This window comes from Dictyobacter vulcani, from assembly GCF_008974265.1.
Lineage (GTDB): Bacteria > Chloroflexota > Ktedonobacteria > Ktedonobacterales > Ktedonobacteraceae > Dictyobacter > Dictyobacter vulcani.
In genome coordinates, this window is record NZ_BKZW01000004.1 from 241,401 (window position 1) to 262,345 (window position 20,945).

Below are 20,945 nucleotides of genomic sequence, written 5' to 3' on the forward strand. Positions count from 1 at the left end.
TCACGCCGCATGCCGGCCTCCGCGTGTGGCGCCCACTCGACGTACGATCCGCTGCTTTTGTACACAATGTTTTTATTGTTACAAAAGCACTTACGTGAAATGTATTAGCCTTCATGGCCGCGACCTTCCCACGTACGAGCAGACAGATGGTTTACTCACAGATGGTTTACTCACAGATGGTTTACTCACAGGTGGTTTACTCACAGGTGGTTTACTCATACGTGGAGTAAGGGCAGCGGCAAGCGCCTCCGATACGGGAGGGGCTTGTGCGTACGATGAACAGATCGCAGGCGCGAGGCCTGCCGCTACACCGGTACGAGGAATAGGAAAGGAGTCTGGAAGGTTGGCTAAGCAACAAATTGCAAAGGGCTTTTATCGCAGAATCTTTCAGCGTTATCTGCGCCCACAGAGCGCTCAATTATTATTGCTGGCTGTGTTGCTACTTCTGAGTAGTGTGGTGGCGCTGGCACCGGCCCAGGTCTTGCGCTTTTATATTGATGCCGCTCAGCAGAAAAGTATGTTGACGATCTTGCTGGTGATGGCCGGTTTGTATCTGGTTAGTGTGGTGGTGGCGATGGGGGTGAATGTGTGGAGTACGTATTTAAGTGAGCGGTTAAGCTGGAGTGCGACAAATCGCTTGCGGGCGGATCTGCTGCAACATTGTCTGGATCTGGATATGTCGTTCCATAATGCACATACGCCGGGCGAGCTGATTGAGCGCATTGATGGCGATGTGAGTACGCTGGCGAATTTCTTTTCGCAACTGATCTTACGCGTGATCAGCAACGCTATCCTGCTGGTCTGTACCCTGGTGTTGCTGGCGCTGACCGATTGGCGCCTTGGTGTCGTCTTTACGCTCTTTTCGCTGGTGACGCTCTTTGCGCTGGGTAAGGTGCGCAATATCGCGATCCCGCATTGGAAGGTGGCGCGGCAGGCCAGTGCGACCTTCTTTGGCTTTTTGGAGGAGCGCTTGAATGGTCGGGAAGATATCCTTTCTTCCTCGGCGACCGGCTATGTGATGCATCGTTTTTATCAGGCGTTACAGAAGAGCTATAAGCTGGAGAAAAAAGCTGGCTTGCTGGGCTCGACGCTTGGTGCTACGACCGTGATCTGTTTTACCATGGGCTATGTGCTGACCTTTGCGCTGGGCGCGTATCTTTATCAGCAGCGGGTCATTACTCTTGGTGGTGTCTATCTGCTCTATCAGTATATGCTTTTGTTAGAACGACCGGTGCAGCAGATTACTTCGCAGCTGGATGAGTTGCAGATGGCGAATGCTGGCCTGTCGCGGGTGCGTGACTTATTGGAGACGAGCAGTCTGTTGCCGGAAAGTTCCTCGGGCTCGTTCGCGGCCGGACCACTGCCGATCACATTTGAGGATGTGTCGTTCAGCTATACGCCTGAACGTAAGGCACTGCAAGGGCTGTCGTTGCAGGTACCAGCTGGCAAGATACTGGCGGTGATGGGGCGTACTGGCTGTGGCAAAAGCACGCTGGCTCGCCTGCTCTTGCGCTTATATGATCCAACGCAGGGACAGATCCGCTTTGGCACCACTCCCATCGCCTCGGTTCCACTGCACACGCTACGCGATAGCGTCGGACTGGTGACCCAGGACATCCAGTTCTTCCATGCCTCGGTGCGGGACAACCTGACCTTCTTTAATCGCAGCATTGAGGATCAAACCATCCTTGAGGTTTTGGGTCAGATTGGTCTGCTGGATTGGTATCACAGCTTACCACAAGGACTGGATACACCGCTGCAGAGCTCGCAGGGCCTGTCCGCCGGGGAAGCGCAGTTGCTGGCACTGTGTCGCGTCTTCTTAAAAGATCCGCAGATCGTGATCCTGGACGAAGCCTCGTCGCGGCTGGATCCGATTACGGAACAGAAAATCGAGCGCGCCATTGATCGCCTGCTGACGAATCGGACGGGCATTATTATCGCGCACCGCCTGGCGACGCTTGAGCGTGCCGATCAGGTGCTGCTGCTCAAGGATGGGCAGATTGAAGAGCAGGGCTTGCTCGCGAGCTTGCGACAGGATCGTGATTCGCGTATCGCCCACTTGTTTGCCACCCATCAAGAGGAGGTACTGGCATGAAAACCTGGCAATATGCCCTGCGTCTCATGAAGTTGCAGCCCTGGCTCTATGTCTGGGCCGGACTGTTGCAGCTCTTTTTTCTCCTGACCATGCTCGGGGAAGGACTCTTCATTCAAGGCTTTATTGATAGCCTGACCGGACATATGCTGCTCGGCCTGAATGTCTGGAGTATCATTGTCCTCTTGCTGGTGACGCGACTGAGTAGCGTGATCTTTATGGTCCTGGCGATCCTGACACAGACCACGCTGCGCTTCGCCATTACCATTCTATTGCGGCGCAACCTGTTTGTGCATATCCTGAGCCTGCCGGGGGCCGCGCAACTCACGGATGCAGCCAGTGGCGTGATTAATCGTTTCCGTGATGATGTGGATGAGATCGTGCGGTTCATGGCCATGGTCCTGCAAACGGCGGCCATGCTTATCTCGACCTCGCTGGCCCTCTCGATTATGTTCTCGATCAATATCAGCGTGACGCTCCTGACCTTCCTGCCGCCATTGATCGTGACGGGGATGATGGTGCTGGTCTCGAACAAGGTGCGCCAGTATCGCATCCTGAGCCGGACCGCCACCGGGAATGTGACCCGCATCATTGGTGAGATCTGCCACTCGGTGCAGGCGATCCATGTGGCCAATGCCCAATCCACGGTCATGGACCATTTTCAGGAACTCAACGCGAAAAGGCAGCAAGTCTCGGTTAGCGAGCGCCTCTTCACCTCGATCCTGGAGGCCATTTCCGGTAATTTGATCTATATCAGCATGGGCCTGATCCTGATGTTTATTGCCCGGCCCTTGCTGGCCGGAACCTTTACCGTTGGCGATTTTGCCCTCTTCATGTCCTATCTAATTTTCGCCACGCAGATCCCCCAGGCCATCGGTCTCTGTCTGGCCTTCTATAAGCAGGCCGGCGTCTCCTTTGAGCGTATGCTGGCCTTGATCCAGCAGCCACCAGCCGCCCTGGTTGAAGCGGCCCCGCTGCACTTAAAGGGAGAGATTCCCGCCGTACCCCAGATCGTGAAGCGGCCCGAGGACCGCTTTCAGTCCTTGCGTATCCACAATCTCTCCTATCAGTATCCTGACACCACCCACGGCATCGAGGGCATTGATCTCCAGATTGAGCCAGGTGCTTTTATCGTGATCACCGGCCGTATCGGGTCCGGCAAAACAACCTTTCTGCGTACCCTGCTGGGACTCCTGCCTCAGACAGGCGGCGAAATGTACTGGAACAACAAAGCCATCCAGGATCCAGCGGCATGGCTTGTCCCGCCACGCTGCGCCTATACGGCCCAGGTGCCGCGCCTCTTCAGTGAAACCGTCCGTGACAATATCCTGCTGGGACAGCCAGAGGATGCGCAGGAACTGCAACATATCCTCTATCAAGCCATCCTGGAGGACGATATCAAGACCTTTGAGCAGGGGTTGGACACCAATATTGGGCTGCGTGGCGTGAAGCTTTCTGGTGGTCAGCAGCAACGTACGGCCGCCGCCCGCATGTTTGCCCGTCAGAGCGACCTGCTTGTCTTCGACGATCTTTCCAGTGCTTTGGACGTAGAGACCGAACAGCTCCTCTGGGAACGCCTCAGCAAACAGAGGCGCTACACCTGCCTGGTCGTCTCGCACCGCAAAGAAGCCTTCAGGCGCGCCGACCATATTCTCGTGCTCAAAAACGGCCGTGTCGAAGCTCAGGGAACCCTGCACACACTCTTACAGAACTGCCCTGAAATGCGCAACCTCTGGTCCGGCTCCGAAGAAGCCGTAACCTCCGAGGATTTTGAGGAGGGAATGGAAGAATTGTTGGCCTGATACAAGCAACACCTGTATCGGCAGCCGTCAAGGCTAATACTTTTCACTTAGCGATATGTTGAGAGATGGTTCGACGTGACCAGCAAGCCAGGTGTACGTGGAGAGGGCGCCACACGCGGAGGCCGCACTGCTGCGTTTGCGCAGGCCAGCGTGCAAGCACGACGCGCAGTGCTGTGGCGCCTACAGGGATCGTGGGTGCCGTCGCCTGCTCGCGCCGCAACGTGGTGGGAGAGCGCGTGGATCCTCCCCGTACCTTCTCGAAGAGGATCACGAAACAGGATCCGTCTCGGTGTAGGCGCCACAGGCATGCGCTGCTCGTTGAGCCCTCGCTCCACGATCATGCCGCATGCCGGCCTTCTACGTTATACTTTTGGCATGAGTACTGAATGCTTCACTTGGACAGCAGAAAGGATGATGCGATAGAGTGAAGCAACGGGACTCCACCTGGAAAATACCCTGCCGGCCCGCGGCTCTTCTTCGCGAAGAGACTGCCAACGCGAGACCTGTATTTCCAGGTGCTTTCCAAGGTCGTAATCACACGAGAGCGTTGCGCTTCGAGCGCCAGTAGAAGGCTCGATCCGCCTTGGAGCGTTCCCTTTCATTTCAAAGGAGCATTGCTATGTGGTTTACTGGTATCGATTGGGCTGACACCCATCATGATGTGGTCGTCCTCGACCATGAAGGAGCGCTGTGCCTGCGCCTACGGATTGACCATACTGCCGCAGGAGTTGCCTCCTTGATTACGCGCTTACGCGCACTTACTGGCCCCGATCATCAAGATGAGATGATCTGTGTGCTGGAAACCAAGACCAATTTACTCGTGACCGCTTTGCTGAAGGCCAATTTTGTCCCGTATCCTATCAATCCTAAAACGGTTGATCGCTGGCGTCCCGTCTCCGGCGCCAAATCCGACCTGCTTGATGCCTACACCCTGGCCAAAATCGCCCGCAGTGATTGGCGTGATTTGAGGCCCCTGCATCTGCCAGAGCAGGGGTTGCAGGAACTGCAACTGTTGGTGCGTGATCAGCAGGGATTGATTGGAGCGCAGACGCGTCTGGCGAATCAACTCCGCGCGTGCTTGAAAGCGTACTACCCGGTGGTCCTCGACGCCTTTGACAAGGGGACCACGTTGCAGAAAAGTTTGCTCGCTTTCATCGTCGCCTATCCGACTCCTGAGCAGGCACGTCAGGCAAGCGTAGAGGAGCTGACCCAGATCTTCAAACAGGCACGCCATCCTCATCCCCTACCGTGTGCGCAACGGGTCTGGCCACTGCTTCAACAACCGCACCTGGAGGCGAGCGCGGCGGTGGTGCATGCCAAATCCCGACTGGCGCAAACGCTGGTCGCCCAACTGCACACCCTCATGGCGCAGATCCATGACTATGATCTGGCCATTGAGGAGCTCTATCAGCAGCAAGATGAATATGAGGTCTTCGCGAGCCTCCCCAATTCTGGCAAGCGATTGGGCCCGCGGTTGCTGGCGGAGTTGGCGGTCATTGACCCTCATGAAGCCACTGTCGCCGTCGCGCAACAACTCGCAGGCACCGCTCCAGTCACCAAACAAAGCGGCAACAGTCGCTATGTAGTGCAACGCCAAGCGTGTAGCAAAACGCTTCGCGCTACAGTGTATCTGTTGGCGGCAGAGAGTTGCAAGAACATCAGTTGGGCGCGAGCGTATCATGACCAGAAAAAGAAGCAAGGCAAAAAGAGTGCGACCATTTTTCGGGGGCTGGCCAATACATGGCTTCGGATTATCTGGGCGATGCGGCGCAAGAAAGAGACCTATCAGGAGGACACGTTTGTACAAGCCCAGGCTCGCCATGCGCCAGCGGCCGCCTGAGCGGTGCGTGCTGCCGTGATCTGCACGGCATGCCGTGCAGATCACGGCAGCACGCGACAGCGGAGCACCCAGAGATCCGCGATTGGAACCGATACAGCAACTCTTTGCTTCAATGGGAGAGCCTCTGGCGCCCGTGGAGTCAAGGGGGAAGAGCAGCGGGCTTGAGACCACGGCGAGTCAAAAGCGAAACGAGCCTCACCCATTGAACGACCGTACCCTGTCTCATCATCTGGGTGTGCTGGTTGCACACCCAGCATCAGGGCACTGGGTCAGTCTGTGCTCAAAAAGCCTTCGGGATATGAGCTGAAAAGGTCTTTTTTGGCCCCCTTGACAGAGAGCGTCTCGCGTGTGGCGCCCTCTCCACGTATGATTCGCTGCTTTTCTCTGTTTTTTATGGTCACAAAAGCGCTTCACCGAAACGTATTGGCGCTTGTCGCTGCGATCAGTCGTACCGGCAGCGCTGGTCGCTGCGATCAAGCCAGCAACACGAAGAGAGGATGGGTCATCGTTTCCAGGGACATGCTCGTACGCCGGCAGGCCGCAGCGACCAGGGCTAATACGTTTTACTTAAGCCTTTTTCTGGACGAGATTGACGAAAGCATCTAAGCCGATCAGAGGCCCAGTGACTTCTTTTGAGAAGGTGTTCCTTCACCGTCATGCTATCATTTCAGCCATTCAATCCTTAAGTGAAAAGTATTAGCCGTCAAGGCTGCCGGTACAGGTGTTGGGCGAGCATTTCTATGGTTGGGTGCATATAGAAGGTTATGATTGGGATGGTGCAGTTGAGTTGTTGCTGCAATTGCATCTGGAGTGTACGGATGGTGAGCGATTTACAGCCCAGGTCAAAGAAATTGTGACGTCCCTGAATACCTTTGAGGTTGAGTTCAGCACTTACCAGGTCAATCAGGATCTGTTGTATGTCCTGGACACTGAATGAATAGTGTAATTGCGACACCGTTTGGGTCTGCTGCATATCTCTTTTGCTCCTCTACAAGTTGATCGGCTCTTTCGTGGGTCCTGGTTGTGTGTCTCTAAATAGAGCAGATTTGGACCTTGAAAGAGCCGTATCAAATTTTGTCGGACAGCGCAAAGGTTTGTCTTCTTATGGTATAGGCAAGCAATATTTAGCGTGCGGATGTTTCCATTTTCTGGCGCAAGCTCAGCGGACGCATATCTGTCCAGACTTCCTTCACATAGGCCAGACACTCATCTTTTAAGCCATTTTTACCGGTATCACTCCAGCCAAGGGGAATAGGGAGGTAATCAGGCCAGATGGAATATTGCTCTTCATGATTGACGACCACACGATAGACGGTGGTGTCTTCATTTTGCTCACGGCTCATTGCGAGTGAACTCCTTCCGCTTGTTAATTCTAGCTTTGCTGCTGGTCAGCAGTAAAAAAACGATGAACCAGAGAGTCAATCATAGGACGTGTCTTGAAGCTATAACGCAGTCAGGAGTATATACTCCTGATCGGCCCACACATAGAGTGGGGATATAGTGACCGCCGCTTATCTTCAATTATCTCTCACATCCCTGACCATTCTGTACTCTCTTCATAGTTGAAGTTTACTCGCAAAAGGCGTTTTAGCCATGGTCTGGCTGGCTTATTTCTTCTACTCTATGGGGCGTACAAATTGTGCTGAATTTAAGCTGCTTTTATGCATCCTGGTGGGCAACTTTGCTCTGGTAGCGGGCGAGCCTTTCTTTGAGCTTGCGGTAAATTTGATCGCCCTCCTGCTTGAAATTACAGGCCCAGGCCAGGCGCTCAGGAAGCTGCGACTTCTGCTCCATCGGCTGCATACCCAGTCGCCGTGTCAGGTTCGCGCCTTCAGGCGTTGTGGTGACCGCATAGATGCGCTCAATCGCATACCCATCGTCCGCCAGCTGCAAGATCAGCTCGGTATAGTACATAATCAGGAGGCCCGCATAAAGATTACGCAGGTGCAGGGGCAGCGCCGGATCAACCACGATCACATCCACATAGATATCGAACGGCTCATGCTGAGAGAACGGCAGCACATCCTCAGGACGTATATCGCGCTCAATGGACGTACCACACAGCAAACGGTCCTGCAAATCAGGCGTAAAGCGAAATAAAGAAAAATAGCCGACCACCTGCTGATCCACCTTTAAGCAATGAAAGGTATACTTATTCTTCTCCTGAAAGCGCAGCCGTTCCGCCAGCGGAGTAATATACGTATCGCCAAAACAGCGAATCCCAATCTCCATCTCCGCCTGCTGATCGTCCCTGCTCGACTCCCAAAGGAAATCTCTTTTATCGGCATATCTGGCAACCTCTTACCTCCTGTCATGTAGCCCGGCGTAGCGGCCGCCTTCGCGGTTGCGACCAGTCCACTGTCGAGCGAATCCCCCGATGCGACGGCAAACCTATCGCCGTCGTGTGAATTATAAATAAAGCATACAATGCGCTAATCGATTATGGAAGCAGGATATATTTTTAGTTTTACGTGGCAAAAAAACAGAGCGCACCAGTTGCGCTCTCACACCAATAAATCCTCTTTGCAACTGCTACGCTCTGGGCCTCGATTGTCTTCCCAGGCCCACCCAAAAGAAATATAGAAACTTAGGACTGCTCATCTTGCTGGATCAGCTTCATCACAGAGATGGCCATTTGCTTTTCCGCCTCCAGGATCTGCTGGAGCATGATGTTATCAGGTAAAATACATAATATTTCAGTATTGGCGGCGGCTCCAATCGGAGGATGATACAGTAAATATGTTTCTTTGCTACGCGTATCGGGATGTTTATAAATCTCAAAAAGAATGCTCATTTTGCCATAGGTCAGTGGAACAGTAGAATCTAACAGATACCCATGCTGTTTAGCCCATTTCCTCCAGTCGGGGAGTATGGCCTCCGTTGGGAATTTGCGTTTTTTGTCCCAGTGTATTATTCGCATAGCGTTCAATCCTTGCTAGTGGAATCTATAAATAAGAGCGGTCATAGACTCTGATTGTATGACCTTTATCACGAGATTCCTCCTGTTTTTTCACCACGTATTTTAGCTCTACTAATATAAGCATATATAAATAACGATTATTTTGCATGCGCACACAAGTGTATTTTTTTTACATATATGTCACACCTTTTTATTAACCCCATTGTCTCATAAGCAATCAAGTGTTTACAACCGCCCTTTGCAACCGCCTTCATCCCAAAAAACGTAAAGTCCGTCCATTCTTGCGGCCCCGTAGCCAATACGTTTCCCTTAAGGATGTGATTGGTGACATGGTGCCATGGCCTTCAATCAACCTCATCTCAAAGGACCAGGAGAGGTAAAACGCGTAGGTTCGACCCTTTGGGTCGATTGGTTGCCTCTACGATACCCTCGCCAAGCAAGGTCATGACCGCCAGAGCGAAAAAGCGAGGTGTGAAGAGGCTTGATCATGGGAAAAGGAGGATATCATGCAGGCACCAATCGACCCAAAGGGTCGAACCTACCTGTTTCGTCAATCTCGTCCAAAAAAAGGCTTACGTGAAACGTATTGGCCGTGAAGGCTGCCGCTACGGGGGGAATATTATGATGCTAACTTCTGCCAGCGTAGAGGGAAGCATACGCTGGCAGAAGTTAGCATCACAGGTGCGAAATAAAATATGCATGAGTGCTTTTAGGATGATGAGCTATTGCGCTGGCGATCTTCATAGGATTCGACGGCGAGTTCAATCAGGCGTTCTAGTAGATCTGGATAGGCGAGGCCGCTGGCTTCACAGAGTTTAGGATACATGCAGTCTTCGGTGAAGCTTGGGAGTGTATTGACTTCGTTGATGTAAATATTGTGTGTATCTTTTTCCAGAAAGAAATCAAAGCGAGCCAGGCTGGTTAAGTCCAGGGCGCGAAATGCTTTGATCGATTGTTCTTGAATCTCAAGGGCCAGGTCATCAGAAATAAGGGCGGGAATGATTTTGGTGGAAGGCTCGACGTATTTGGCGTGATAGTCATAGAAATCGCATTCGTCGCGGATAATGACTTCACCGACCACGGAGGCCTGCAGGTCTTCATTGCCTAAGATCGCGCATTCGACCTCCCGGCACTCGATGGCTTTTTCGATCAAGATCTTATGATCATAATTCGCGGCCAGATAGGCTGCCTGGCGCAGTTCTTCACGCGACCGAACTTTACTGACACCGATGCTGGAGCCGCCATTCGATGGCTTGACAAAGCATGGATAGTCGAAGTTTTTCTCGATATCATCCAGGACCTTCTCGGGATTGCGTTCCAGTTCAGCGCGTCGATACGATTTATAATCAACCACAGGTAGACCTGCAGCGCGCAGTATCTGCTTTGTCTTTTCCTTATCCATGCTGATGGCTCCTCCAAGTACGCCGCAACCAACATAGGGAATACCAATCATTTCCAGCAAGCCCTGGAGCTTTCCATCTTCACCATAGGTGCCATGGAGCAAGGGAAAAATCACATCGACTTTCGGTGCAACAGAAGAAAGCGGATGTTGCATGAGTGGCGAAGAGGGGGCAGGCGTATCAACTACTATGGTATGCTGTGTCGACTCCTGCATGTCTGCATCGATGATCTGTGTCGTAACTGCCATTTGCTGTTGCAACTCGTATGGCGTGGTTTGTGTCATCCATTGACCTGTTTGCGTAATACCTATCGGCACCAGATCGAACTTATCCTGCTTTAAATGCTTGAGAACAGAAGCTGCCGATGCAAGTGAGGCTTCATGCTCAGAAGAGCGGCCACCGAAGAGAATGCCAATAGAGAGTTTTTTCGTCATACTTCAGGCCTTCCTTAATCTGAAGAATAAAAGAACCCATGGAGACAATCGTCGTCTGTTCTGTTTTTTCTCTTTGACGAGAGACTATAAATAATAATGCGTTAGATCAATCTCACTGACTGAATCAGAAGAATTACCTGTATCAGCAGTATGTGTAATGATTATACTGAACCATGACAAAGTCTGTCAAGGGTTTTTGGTTGCAATTTGTACCAAAAATACCTATAGTCTCAAAAGTATCAAAAGTCTCATCTTGTGACCAAAAAAAGGTACCGTAGCGGCAGCCCTGGTGGCTAATACTTTTTCCTTAAGGATTGAATGGCTGAAATGATAGCATGACGGTGAAGGAACACCTTCCCAAAGGATCAAGAGAGGTAGCACGTGTAGGTTCGCTTTTCTTGATCCTTTGAAGTCACTGGGCCTCTGATCGGCTTAGATGCTTTCGTCAATCTCGTCCAGAAAAAGGCTTACGTGAAACGTATTGGCCACCAGGGCCAATACGTTTCGTTGAAGGAGATAACCTCAACTGTATGATGCGCCCTCTCCACGTACGATCCGCTGCTTTTTTCACAACAGCTTTTGTGGCGCCCTCTCCACGTACACCTGGCTTGCTGGTCACGTCGAACCATCTCTCAACGTCTCGCTAACCGAAAAGTATTAGGCACAAGACCTGCCGTTACGACTGGTCGTAGCCGTTATGGGTGTTTTTGGTCGGCGGCGGAGAAGCGGGCGCCCCACATGCCTACGAGGCCGGCGAGGAGGAGGGCGAGGGGACAGAACGCGAGCAGGCTCAGGCGCAGGTCCTGGCCGGCGTTGTTGAGGAAGAAGTGCTGGCCGTGGGTGGGGTCAAGGTAGCTGGTGACGGTGCCGACGATCGAGGGGGCGAAGGCGTCGCCGAAGAAGTGCGCAATCACCAGCGAGAGGGCCAGGGCCGAAGCACGCAGGCCTGGTGAGACTATCTGCTGGGTGGCGGCGGCCGCTGGACCATTGTAGATGTTGACGCAGAAGAGGGTGAGAAAGAGAAATAGACTGAATATCATGAAGTCTCGGCTCAGCATGGCCAGCGCGAAAAATATGGCACCCAGGAAAAAGCCTACGCCACAAATGAAGATATGGGCTCCCGCAAAGCGTTTGTGCCAGCTATCGGCCACTATACCTCCCAATACCGTCCCGGCGACTCCAGCGACGACCACCATCAGGCCCGCGTAGAGTCCTGCCGTGGCTGCACCCATATGAAAGGCGTCCTTTTGTTGCAGGTAGGTTGGCATGAAGATCACGGTCACACCCAGGAAGAAGAAGGCAAAGATTTGCATCACAGTGAGCATGACGAAGCTGCGAATACGGATCAGGCTGGCGATGCGCGCCAGTGTTTCCTGACCGGCCTGCTTAAGCGTCTGGGGAGTGAGGTTCAGTTTTTTTGGTCTCGGGTTCGCGACCCGGAAATTTCCAGGTCAGTATGCCCAGAAGCAAGCCGGGAATGCTGCTGATCACAAAAGCATAACGCCAGCCCTGCGGAAAGCTACTGACAATCATACCACCTAGAATGAAGCCCGTCATCAAACCAACAGTCGCCCCGACATTCCACCAGCTCAAAACTTTTCCCCATTTCGAGGGCGGAAAATTTTGACTGAGCAGGGCTGTTCCAGCAGGATAATAGCCCGCCTCGCCGATGCCGAGGAGCATACGGGTAAAGAATAGCGAAAGGAAATTTCCTGCCAGGGCCGAAAAAACGGTACTTGTGCTCCAGAGGATTGTACAAAAAGCAATCATGCGCTTCTTAGAAACGCTATCCGCGAGAAATCCCAGGGGCAGCGTGAACACGGTATACACAATCAGAAAGGCCGAGGCAATAAAGCCGATGCCATCCAGGCCAAAATGGAGATCCTTCGCTACTGTGCTGGCGATACTGGAGAAAATATAGCGATCCAAATAATTCAATAGATTAATGCCAAACATAACCCCAAAAATATACCAGGTAATACGCCGGGGCTGTACTGGCGCCTTTTCTATTGGCGCATCTGCTGTTTGCAATGCCTGATCCATTATAGCTTTCCTTTTCTCATGGTGGAACCAATCGGGGGCATGCCCCGAACCTACCGATTATGCAGGTAAGAGTGAAGAGTTGATTAATCATGGGAGTAGGAAGAATCAAGGAGGGATAAAGATGGTTTTTTGATCTGCACAAGTTTGCAAGGTCATTTGTTTCTTTTGTGTTAATCTTTATATTCCACTATAAATTACCATAGATAAGTGGAACTGTCAATTTTTATGGCTTTTTGATAGCGTTTCCTTTCCCTTTACCAACATATGAGACTTTTGATACTTTCCCATGCCATAGTGTTTGATTCTCGTGTACTCCATTTTCTCTGCATGATTTTTCGCACCTGCGGTGCGAACAAGGATTTTATTATGTGGTGTCAAAAAAATGCGCTTTTGCGCATTTTTTTGACACCACATAATAAAAGAAGTATGGGCGCTTTAGTGCCCGAGTGCGGCTTAGCTGCATGTTCCCACGATGAGAGTGGGAAGCAAACACTCTTATACTAATATGTGAGACTTTTGAGACTTTTGATAAACTTGATATCTTGTATACTTGACAAACCATTTGAAATACTGTATATCAATAGAGACAAAACTTTTGCGGCGTTTACATTGATATAAAAAACGGAGAAGTCGATGCAAATCAGAGCCACATCGGGGAATTTTATGACACAGCTTTCTCCTCTTAACGAGATGAGCATGTCTTCTGATGTTCTTAATACATCTATTGATGATATACATACAGTTATTCATATTCTTTCATTAGGACAAATCCTGTGTCAGCAGATCAAGGGGCTGTGTCTCGACTCTGTCAGGAGGTGCGCTATGTAACGAAGAATCGCGCCCAGCTTTCCTTGCGCAAGGAGAAAGAGCGCGAGACCAGGCTTCCTGGGGATTTTCATCAGGTGGCGATGACTTTGCCGGTGCAGTTTGGGCAGACGGTGTATGGGGCGCTGCATATTGCGGTGGATCCCTTTAATACCGATCAACCGGCGCTACCTCTGGTGGTTGCCCAGTTGCTTGCGCAATCCTGTAGCTGGATGCTGTATACTTTAGAGCAATCAACGTTCCTCCATAGTCAGTGTCAGCATATTGACTATCAGGTCTATGAGCCCCTGACCAAGCGCGAGACTGAGGTGCTGAAACTGATGTTCCGTGGCCTGGGACAGGAGGAGATTGCGGAAAAACTGTGTATCGCGCCGGCGACCGTGAATAAGCATCGTCAGCATATTTATGAGCGTCTGGGCGTGCATAATGAGCGCGATGCGCTGCTGGCTGCTTACCATATCGGTATACTCTCACTTTTTGATGATTTAATGTCGAAAGACGAAAAGAAGGATCTTTAAGCATGAACTCTTCAAGCATGAACGTGGCGAAGCAATCATCATTTCTGTATTTGAAGCGGGCTGAGGTGATTGAAGCCTGCCAGTCGATTGATAGTGTTGCGGTGATGCGCCAGGTTTTTCGCTTACATGCATCCAATCAAACACTGTTACCGGATGAGGCATATCTGGGCTGGCAGAATCAGGAAAAAGAGGGGCTGCGCAGCTTGAATATGCCGAGCTATCTGGGTGGTGACCTGAATATTGCTGGTACCAAGATTATTAATGCTAATCCCAGTAATCCACAGCGTAATCTCCCACGTGCCAGTGGCGTGACCCTCTTGTTTGATACGATGACGGCGCGCATTCAGTGTATTATGGAGGCCGCCTATATTTCCAGTTTGCGTACGGCCAGCGTTTCGGCGTTGTCGGTGGAGCTCTGTCAGGGTGAGGATCCGATTACGACCCTGGCTGTGATCGGTGCTGGCGTGCTGGCTGAGGCCCATATCGCGCTCTTCGTGCAGCGTCTGCCACAGTTGCGCCGGATCTTGATGTTTGATTTCGTGCCTGAGCGCGTCCACACCTGCCGTGAGAATCTTCTGCCGCTCTTGCAGAAACATGAGGTCGAATTATCCCTGGCCGAGAGTGCGCAGCAGGCTATTGAGCAAGCAGAATTAATTGTGCCGGCCACCACCACCACCACCGGCTATATTCAGTACAACTGGCTCAAGCCGGGCGCGATCCTGGTCAATGTCTCGCTGGATGATGCGCTGCCCGAAATTGTCTTCAAGGCTGACAAAGTCATCGTTGATGATTGGTCGCTGGTAAAAAATGATCCTCGCCGCTTGATTGGACGCATGTATCGCGCCGGTCAAATCATTGCTCCAGATGATACCGAGACGGTAGCCGGTCCGGATCAGCGTAAGATAGATGCGCAGATTGGCGATCTCGTGCTTGGACGGCGAACGGGCCGCGAACGGGCCAATGATATTATTCTGGTAAATCCTTTTGGCCTGTCCATCGAGGACATTGGCCTGGCTTCTCAAGTCTATCGCCATGCGCAGGAACTGGGTCTGGGTACGCAGCTCGACTTTTAAGCACGTGTTGTTCCACGGCCTGTTACATTGATCGGCCTTCTTCTTCTTCGCTCATACAATTGAACGGCAACCCTTTTGGCTTTTTAAGCAAAAGGGTTTTTTGCGTTTTGCTGTTTCTAACACTTCCGCTAACGCTTTGTCTAACGCCAGGTTCGCTATCATGAGACCAACGACACAAAGTTCGATCCTGTCAATCAGGATGAGATGTTTGCTCAATAGATAGTAGTTTTTTTGCATGAGAACAAGATGACTATGCAGCAATGAAAGGCGGACTCTATGTCATCTCAGCCGAAGGGTAAAGCGTGGCTTTCTTTTCCGCAACAGCCGCGGCACGATACGCGTGTTCGCCTGTTCTGTTTGCCCTATGCGGGCGGCGGGGCCTCTATCTATAATCGCTGGGCCGCTGAGCTGCCTGCGCAGATTGAGGTGTGCGCCGTGCAACTTCCAGGACGTGAAAACCGTTTCGCGGAGCGTCCCTTTACGAATCTTAACCAGCTGGTGGAGGCGCTTGTACCTGTCCTCAAGCCATATCTGGATGTGCCTTTTGCGTTCTTTGGTCATAGCATGGGCTCGTTAATCAGTTTTGAGCTGGCCCGTGCTCTTCGTAATCAGCTGGCCCTGGAACCTGAGTATCTCTTTGTTTCCGGTCATCGTGCCCCACAGCTGCCGAGCGAACGCAAGACCTTGCATACCTTGTCGACGCCCGAGTTTATTTGCGAGGTGCGTGAATTAAACGGGACGCCGGATGAGGTGTTGCAAAGCGCGGAACTCTTAGAGTTATTCCTGCCTCTCTTGCGTGCGGATTTTGAACTGTGCGAAACCTATTCCTGTGAGGTTCAGGAGAAACTTAGCTGCCCGATCGTCGCCTTTGGCGGCTTACAGGATGAGGATGTGCCGCGTGCTGCCCTGGAAGGCTGGCATGAACAGACATCCGGACATTTCTGCCGGCGCTTCTTTTATGGCGATCATTTCTTCCTGCATCAGCATCGTGGCCATCTAACAAAATTTATCAGCCAGAAGTTGCTGAGCCAGGATAGTGCCTGCCAGCGTTGTGGCGTCGCGCGAGGACTTGCCTCATGATTACAGCCTTTTATCAGGATGTCTGGCGTTCACCACCAGCTGTGCCGCAGCTCGCTGGCAACGAGATCCATCTCTGGTATACGCCGCTGGAACAGCCAAAGGCGGTGGTTGAGCAGCTCTACCAGACACTCTCGACCGAGGAGCGCGCTCGTGCCAGGCGTTTCTACTTTGAGCGTGATCGCCAGCATTTTATTGTTGGCCGTGGCGTGCTCCGCAATGTGCTCGGACGCTATATCGGACTTGAGCCGCAGCAGCTGCAATTTTGTTATGGCACGCATGGCAAGCCGGCGCTTTTACAGTTACGCGGCAATGACATTCTCAATTTTAATGTCTCCCATTCCAATGGGGTTGCCTGTACGCGGTGGCGCTTAATCGTGAGCTGGGCGTGGATGTCGAGCACATGCGCTATCTCGCTGACGCCGACCAGATCGCGGATAACTTTTTCTCGCTCTATGAGCGCAAGATGTTGCGCTCGCTCTTACCGGAAAACGTACGCACCGAAGCCTTTTTTTGCTGTTGGACACGCAAAGAGGCGTATGTTAAAGCTCTCGGAAATGGCTTATCACAGCCCCTTGATCAGTTCGATGTGACCTTGCTACCTGGTGAGGAGGCCGAATTGCTGGCCGTCCAGGGAAAACCAGAGGAGATGCAGCGCTGGCGACTGCATAATGTTGTGCTGCCGCCAGTCTATGCCCGGCACTATAAGGCCGCCCTGGTTGTTGAAAGTAGTGCAGCGAATACTGACAGTCTGATTGAATTATGGCAATGGCAAGCAGAAGGAGAATAATGTCTTTATGATTTACTCATCCATTACCCAGTGCGTGGTACGACACCCCTGGTCTATCTTGATCGTCTCTTCCCACAATCCGATTTGAGCGTGATCGCCAAATTAGAGTTTTTGAATCCCGGGGGAGCGTCAAAGATCGGCCGGCACGCTATATTATCGAGAAAGGGTTGCGCGAGAAAACCATTACCAGCTCGACCCATATCATTGAGAGTACTTCCGGCAACCTCGGCATCGCCCTGGCGATGGTGGCCCGTTCGTATGGTCTCAAGCTGACCTGTGTGGTGGATCCGAAGATCTCGCCAACGAACCTGAAGATTCTGCGCTTGATGGGCGCGAACATCGATATGGTCCAGAGCAGGGATGATCAGGGTGGCTATCTCAAGACCCGTATCGCCCGCGTCCAGCAATTGCTGCAAACGACTCCCCATGGCTACTGGATCAACCAGTATGCCAACCAGTTGAACTGGCAGGCACATTATTATGGCACCGGCGAAGAGATGGTGGCCCAGCTTGATTCACCCGTCGATTATGTCATTCTGGCCGTCAGCACTACCGGCACCATTCTGGGGATCGCGCGCCGTCTGCGCAAAGATTTTCCCAATATCCGCGTGATCGCGGTAGATGCCGTGGGCTCAATCATCTTTGGTCAGGCACCCGGACCACGTGAGATTCCAGGCATCGGTTCGAGCCGCGTGCCGGAACTGCTCAGCCGCGATGAGATAGACGAGGTCGTGCACGTCAATGACTATGAGGCTGCCCTGGGTTGTCGCACACTGCTGGCGCGTGAAGGCATCTTCGCCGGCGGCTCCTCGGGCGCAGTGATTGCCGCCCTCTATAAACTATTGCCGACCTTCCCACCCATGTCCCGCATCATGACCGTGCTCCCGGATCGTGGTGAGCGCTACCTGGATCTGGTCTATAACGATCAATGGTTGGAGCGCGTCACCCCCAGCGTAGAGACCCCTGTGGCATCCCTGGAATTAGATATGGCATTGATCTCGTAGGGTTCGGCCCTGGTGGTCGATACTTTTCGCTTAAGCAATGGTCGGCGGACGGTGTGGCGTACCGGCAGCGCTGGTCGCTGCGACCAGCGCTAATACGTTTCCCTTAAGGATTGAATGGCTGAAATGATAGCATGACGGTGAAGGAACACCTTCTCAAAGGATCAAGAAAGGTAAAACGTGTAGGTTCGACCCTTTGGGTCGATTTGGTTGCCTCCACGATACCCTCACCTCCGCAGGATCACGCAAGTGAAAAAGCGGTGAAGCAAGGCGTGAAGAGGCTTGCTCATGGTCAAGTACGGATATCATGCAGGCACGAATCGACCCAAAGGGTCGAACCTACCTGTTCGCTTTTCTTGATCCTTTGAAGTCACCGGGCCTCTGATCGACTTAGATGCTTTCGTCAATCTCGTCCAGAAAAAGGCTTACGTGAAACGTATTAGCGACGAGCGCTGCCGGTACAATGTATTGTTTGCAAGGGTCGAATCTGTTGTGTCTTACAGATAGCAAAGAAAGTCGAGTTTTACCATGGATCGAGCTCAGGTCTATACACAGCTCAAGGATTACTTCACCTATCGGGTCCTGGATGGGATCGATGAGGAGATTGATGAATATACACCGCTCTTAGATTGGGGTTTTATCAATTCGTTGGAGATCGCGCATCTGGTGGCCTTTATTCATGAGACCTATGGGCTGGATGTGCCACCGGACAAGATGGTGCCGGCGGTGTTTCAGAATCTGCACACCATTACTAATATGGTGATGGAGATCTCGCCGCTGACGGTCTAGCTGGCCGCGCTCCGGGTGCGGCTCAACATCAGTTGGTAGCGCGTCTTGCTCGCCGTCGCCTTCAGGATCTCGCTGGTCTTGCTATAGGTGAACAGATAGCGATAAGGATGTTCATCCTGTTCGGTATTCTGGCGCAGCAGGGCCAGGTCCTGCAACTCGTCTAAGGCTGCCAGCGACTCATTCTCGCTCAGCTTCGCGGTCCCGCAGAGTTGCTCAAAGCTGGCATCTGGCCCCTGAATGGCGATCGCCATGGCCAGGGCCTGGGCGGCTGGCGTGCTCTGCTTGAGACAGAGCAGGATGTGTTCCTGGATACTGGCGGGCAGCATATCCTGCACGAGGTCGCTGATCTTCTCGTGCGTATGCAGCAGCTTTTGCAAGGACGAAAAGGCTTTCTGCTCGATCAGGCTTTTAATGGTCTCGATGGTGTAGAGGACATGGCCATTGGTCAATGCATAGAGTTTTTCGGCCAGGACATCCAGGTGCTCAGCGCTGGTCTCCGCTGGCAGCGCAAACGAAAAGAGGGTTTCCTCCTGAATGGTCGCGGTCAGGGATTGCAGTAAATAGAGAATGTCGGATGCTAGAAATGGCTGGAGCGGCTGATGGACCACGGAAGGCATCAAGCGACGCAGCTTTTTACTCCAGTCCGTGAGCGAGGTGGCGGCGTTGTTTTCTTGATCAGGACGAAAGGAGAGGATAACCATAATTGCGCTACAGGACTGCTGCCAGCGCTGGATCAGATAGTAGATGCCGCCGAGCAGATCCGGGTTGGCCCAGTGGAGATCATCCAGGAACAGGACTAGGACGCGCTGGCGCGAGAGCGCATGGCAGAGTCGGGCGACGGCTTCAAAGATCTGGGTGCGGATGATCGCGTCTTCGTTATGCGGTACTACCAGGTCTGGATAGCGTTCACGTAGTTCTGGGAGCAGGCGGCTGAGTTCGGCCAGCCAGACATCCGGGAGCAGATCGTCGGGCGCGTTCTCCTGTTCGATCCGTACTCGTAGTGCGTCAATCAGTGGTTGGAATGGTAGCGTACTACTGCCCTCAAAGGCATGGCCCTGCAGTATCGTCGCGTTTTGTACGGAGCACCACTGTAAAAATTCAGTGCCCAGCCGCGTCTTACCAGAGCCGGAGGCTCCTTCCAGCGTAATCACCTGGGGCCTGCCGCTCTGGGCACTATAGAAGCTTTCGATCAGTGTATTGTATTCCCGGCCCGCCCGACAAAGGGCGGTAGCTGTGGAGAGGAGGTAGCGACCCGCACGACTTTCTTTGTCTGGCGTTCAGCTGGAGGAGCCGAGGCACGGATGCGTTCTTTCAGGGCAAACGTGACGGAGGATGGCTCGGCTCCAATTTCGTCCATGAGCAGCCCCCGATAGTGGTCAAAGGTTTGCAGGGCCGCGACCCGATTACCGACCGCGGCCTGTAAGCTCATCAACTGTCGGCAGGCGGCCTCATTGAAAGGATCCAGGATCAGCCAGCGCGAGACGATCTCGATGGCCTGCTTGAGCTCACCGGCCCGCTCATGGAGCTGTGCCAGCTGCTCAAAGACCATATGCATACTCTGGTGCCAGTAGTCGCGTTGATAGCGTACCCAGTCATCAAAGGTCGCTGAGTCACGTAGCGAAAACCCGTCCAGGAAGCTACCACGATAATGCTTGACCGCCGTATGCAGATTGGCCAGGAGCTGGATGCGGATCTCTTCGGTCCCGACCTGGGGATTATTGGCCAGCGTTTTGATGATATGTAGTGAGGTCTGCACCGCCTGAAGATCGGAGGTGACGCCAGCCTGAACATTGATGCCGAGTGTATTGCGATCGATTATTAAAGTAGGATGTTCCATACCCTCTAAAATTTTTCGTAGTTCTAATAATGTAATGCGTAGGGCCGCCCTGGCATGGATTGCATCGCTTTCAGGCCAGAGGAGTTCCGCCAGCTTTTTGCGTGATTGCACCTGGCCTTCAACGACCAGATAGACCAGCAAGGCCAGGGCTTTGCGCGAAGAAGAAAAATGCATGCTTTCACCTGCATTCGTGACCTCTGGCGAACCAAGTAATGAAAGATGGAGACCATCATGTAGCGTGGTTTTCTCCATCACATACGGTGTGAGACGCATAGCATCTTTCTCCTTTCCGATAATAAGACAGATCTCTACATAGCGTACCTATACTTGTACTTCAATGCATGCCTTGTCTGACGTATTTTTTATGCCACTAAAAGAGGAGGCGTGAGGATGCGCAAAGACGTATAGTTTAAATGAGTTAAACAGCCCGCCCTCCAGATCGCCTGGCCCCACCACCCGGCAAGGGACGCACCAAAAACCGTCCCTTGCCTCTGTACCGGCAGC

Annotated in this window: 19 protein-coding genes and 2 pseudogenes; 11 read left to right on the forward strand and 10 right to left on the reverse strand. The window is 52.4% G+C overall.

Annotation, left to right across the window (positions count from 1 at the left end):
* Positions 1 to 343: 343 nt before the first annotated feature.
* Positions 344 to 2,095 (forward strand): ABC transporter ATP-binding protein, encoded by a 1,752-nt coding sequence (locus tag KDW_RS28370; protein WP_162005696.1) that lies wholly within the window; start codon positions 344 to 346, stop codon positions 2,093 to 2,095.
* Positions 2,092 to 3,894 (forward strand): ABC transporter ATP-binding protein, encoded by a 1,803-nt coding sequence (locus KDW_RS28375; RefSeq protein WP_151759279.1) that lies wholly within the window; start codon positions 2,092 to 2,094, stop codon positions 3,892 to 3,894. The genes KDW_RS28370 and KDW_RS28375 overlap by 4 nt, the downstream gene beginning before the upstream one ends.
* Positions 3,895 to 3,937: 43 nt before the next feature.
* Here the strand turns inward: KDW_RS28375 and KDW_RS28380 are convergent, their stop codons facing one another.
* Positions 3,938 to 4,165, reverse strand: coding sequence for a hypothetical protein (locus tag KDW_RS28380; RefSeq protein WP_151759280.1), 228 nt, complete (start codon positions 4,163 to 4,165; stop codon positions 3,938 to 3,940).
* A gap of 348 nt (positions 4,166 to 4,513) precedes the next feature.
* Here KDW_RS28380 and KDW_RS28385 point away from each other — a divergent pair, with 348 nt between their 5' ends.
* Positions 4,514 to 5,734, forward strand: coding sequence for an IS110 family RNA-guided transposase (locus KDW_RS28385; RefSeq protein WP_151758276.1), 1,221 nt, complete (start codon positions 4,514 to 4,516; stop codon positions 5,732 to 5,734).
* A 348-nt stretch (positions 5,735 to 6,082) separates the two neighbouring features.
* On the forward strand, positions 6,083 to 6,340 hold the full coding sequence (locus KDW_RS28390; RefSeq protein WP_151759281.1) for a hypothetical protein: 258 nt from the start codon (positions 6,083 to 6,085) through the stop codon (positions 6,338 to 6,340).
* Between the two features lie 97 nt (positions 6,341 to 6,437).
* Here the strand turns inward: KDW_RS28390 and KDW_RS28395 are convergent, their stop codons facing one another.
* The 7 genes from KDW_RS28395 to KDW_RS35445 form a co-directional block, all read right to left on the reverse strand.
* Entirely contained in the window at positions 6,438 to 6,707 is a 270-nt protein-coding gene (locus KDW_RS28395) for a phosphopantetheine-binding protein (RefSeq protein ID WP_151759282.1), read from the reverse strand.
* Between the two features lie 151 nt (positions 6,708 to 6,858).
* On the reverse strand, positions 6,859 to 7,077 hold the full coding sequence (locus KDW_RS28400) for an MbtH family protein (protein ID WP_151759283.1): 219 nt from the start codon (positions 7,075 to 7,077) through the stop codon (positions 6,859 to 6,861).
* Positions 7,078 to 7,393: 316 nt separating this feature from the next.
* A complete protein-coding gene (locus KDW_RS28405) occupies positions 7,394 to 7,966 on the reverse strand; it encodes a hypothetical protein (RefSeq protein ID WP_151759284.1) in 573 nt (190 codons plus the stop codon).
* A 355-nt stretch (positions 7,967 to 8,321) separates the two neighbouring features.
* Positions 8,322 to 8,654 carry a hypothetical protein gene (locus tag KDW_RS28410; protein ID WP_151759285.1) on the reverse strand — a complete coding sequence of 111 codons (333 nt, stop codon included), beginning with the start codon at positions 8,652 to 8,654 and terminating at the stop codon, positions 8,322 to 8,324.
* Between the two features lie 709 nt (positions 8,655 to 9,363).
* On the reverse strand, positions 9,364 to 10,488 hold the full coding sequence (locus KDW_RS28415; protein ID WP_151759286.1) for a D-alanine--D-alanine ligase family protein: 1,125 nt from the start codon (positions 10,486 to 10,488) through the stop codon (positions 9,364 to 9,366).
* Positions 10,489 to 11,183: 695 nt separating this feature from the next.
* Positions 11,184 to 11,900, reverse strand: coding sequence for an MFS transporter (locus KDW_RS35440; RefSeq protein ID WP_151759287.1), 717 nt, complete (start codon positions 11,898 to 11,900; stop codon positions 11,184 to 11,186).
* Complete coding sequence (locus KDW_RS35445) at positions 11,875 to 12,531, reverse strand: MFS transporter (protein WP_151759288.1); 657 nt, start codon at positions 12,529 to 12,531, stop codon at positions 11,875 to 11,877. Before KDW_RS35445 ends, KDW_RS35440 begins: the two co-directional genes overlap by 26 nt.
* Positions 12,532 to 13,304: 773 nt before the next feature.
* On the opposite strand from KDW_RS35445, the gene KDW_RS28430 reads away from it, so the two are divergent.
* The 7 genes and pseudogenes from KDW_RS28430 to KDW_RS28460 all read left to right on the forward strand — a co-directional run bounded on the left by KDW_RS28430 (position 13,305) and on the right by KDW_RS28460 (position 18,604).
* On the forward strand, positions 13,305 to 13,874 hold the full coding sequence (locus KDW_RS28430) for a response regulator transcription factor (protein WP_151759289.1): 570 nt from the start codon (positions 13,305 to 13,307) through the stop codon (positions 13,872 to 13,874).
* Positions 13,875 to 13,876: 2 nt separating this feature from the next.
* On the forward strand, positions 13,877 to 14,947 hold the full coding sequence (locus KDW_RS28435) for an ornithine cyclodeaminase family protein (RefSeq protein ID WP_151759290.1): 1,071 nt from the start codon (positions 13,877 to 13,879) through the stop codon (positions 14,945 to 14,947).
* Positions 14,948 to 15,223: 276 nt separating this feature from the next.
* A complete protein-coding gene (locus KDW_RS28440; protein WP_151759291.1) occupies positions 15,224 to 16,027 on the forward strand; it encodes a thioesterase II family protein in 804 nt (267 codons plus the stop codon).
* Positions 16,024 to 16,359: pseudogene (locus tag KDW_RS36245) on the forward strand (4'-phosphopantetheinyl transferase family protein); the annotation flags it as partial. The gene KDW_RS28440 and the pseudogene KDW_RS36245, both read left to right, overlap by 4 nt.
* Before the next feature lie 68 nt (positions 16,360 to 16,427).
* Entirely contained in the window at positions 16,428 to 16,814 is a 387-nt protein-coding gene (locus KDW_RS28450) for a 4'-phosphopantetheinyl transferase superfamily protein (protein WP_233098016.1), read from the forward strand.
* A 7-nt stretch (positions 16,815 to 16,821) separates the two neighbouring features.
* A pseudogene (gene sbnA, locus KDW_RS28455) lies at positions 16,822 to 17,818 on the forward strand (2,3-diaminopropionate biosynthesis protein SbnA).
* 525 nt (positions 17,819 to 18,343) lie between these two features.
* Positions 18,344 to 18,604 carry a hypothetical protein gene (locus KDW_RS28460; RefSeq protein WP_198925639.1) on the forward strand — a complete coding sequence of 87 codons (261 nt, stop codon included), beginning with the start codon at positions 18,344 to 18,346 and terminating at the stop codon, positions 18,602 to 18,604.
* On the opposite strand, the gene KDW_RS28465 is transcribed toward KDW_RS28460, so the two are convergent.
* Complete coding sequence (locus tag KDW_RS28465; protein ID WP_233097963.1) at positions 18,601 to 19,755, reverse strand: AAA family ATPase; 1,155 nt, start codon at positions 19,753 to 19,755, stop codon at positions 18,601 to 18,603. The two genes, KDW_RS28460 and KDW_RS28465, sit on opposite strands and share 4 nt — an antisense overlap.
* Positions 19,756 to 19,793: 38 nt before the next feature.
* On the reverse strand, positions 19,794 to 20,714 hold the full coding sequence (locus tag KDW_RS28470; RefSeq protein ID WP_151759295.1) for an AfsR/SARP family transcriptional regulator: 921 nt from the start codon (positions 20,712 to 20,714) through the stop codon (positions 19,794 to 19,796).
* Positions 20,715 to 20,945: the final 231 nt, after the last annotated feature.

Excerpts from the sequence above, each read along its gene's own strand:
- KDW_RS28375 (WP_151759279.1), top strand. The coding sequence starts at position 2,092 with ATGAAAACCTGGCAATATGCCCTGCGTCTCATGAAGTTGCAGCCCTGG.
- KDW_RS28385 (WP_151758276.1), top strand. The coding sequence starts at position 4,514 with ATGTGGTTTACTGGTATCGATTGGGCTGACACCCATCATGATGTGGTC.
- KDW_RS35445 (WP_151759288.1), bottom strand. The coding sequence starts at position 12,531 with ATGGATCAGGCATTGCAAACAGCAGATGCGCCAATAGAAAAGGCGCCA.
- KDW_RS28405 (WP_151759284.1), bottom strand. The coding sequence starts at position 7,966 with ATGGAGATTGGGATTCGCTGTTTTGGCGATACGTATATTACTCCGCTG.
- KDW_RS28410 (WP_151759285.1), bottom strand. The coding sequence starts at position 8,654 with ATGCGAATAATACACTGGGACAAAAAACGCAAATTCCCAACGGAGGCC.
- KDW_RS28440 (WP_151759291.1), top strand. The coding sequence starts at position 15,224 with ATGTCATCTCAGCCGAAGGGTAAAGCGTGGCTTTCTTTTCCGCAACAG.
- KDW_RS28470 (WP_151759295.1), bottom strand. The coding sequence starts at position 20,714 with ATGCGTCTCACACCGTATGTGATGGAGAAAACCACGCTACATGATGGT.
- KDW_RS28395 (WP_151759282.1), bottom strand. The coding sequence starts at position 6,707 with ATGCAGCAGACCCAAACGGTGTCGCAATTACACTATTCATTCAGTGTC.
- KDW_RS28450 (WP_233098016.1), top strand. The coding sequence starts at position 16,428 with ATGCGCTATCTCGCTGACGCCGACCAGATCGCGGATAACTTTTTCTCG.
- KDW_RS28400 (WP_151759283.1), bottom strand. The coding sequence starts at position 7,077 with ATGAGCCGTGAGCAAAATGAAGACACCACCGTCTATCGTGTGGTCGTC.
- KDW_RS28435 (WP_151759290.1), top strand. The coding sequence starts at position 13,877 with ATGAACTCTTCAAGCATGAACGTGGCGAAGCAATCATCATTTCTGTAT.
- KDW_RS28460 (WP_198925639.1), top strand. The coding sequence starts at position 18,344 with ATGGATCGAGCTCAGGTCTATACACAGCTCAAGGATTACTTCACCTAT.
- KDW_RS28415 (WP_151759286.1), bottom strand. The coding sequence starts at position 10,488 with ATGACGAAAAAACTCTCTATTGGCATTCTCTTCGGTGGCCGCTCTTCT.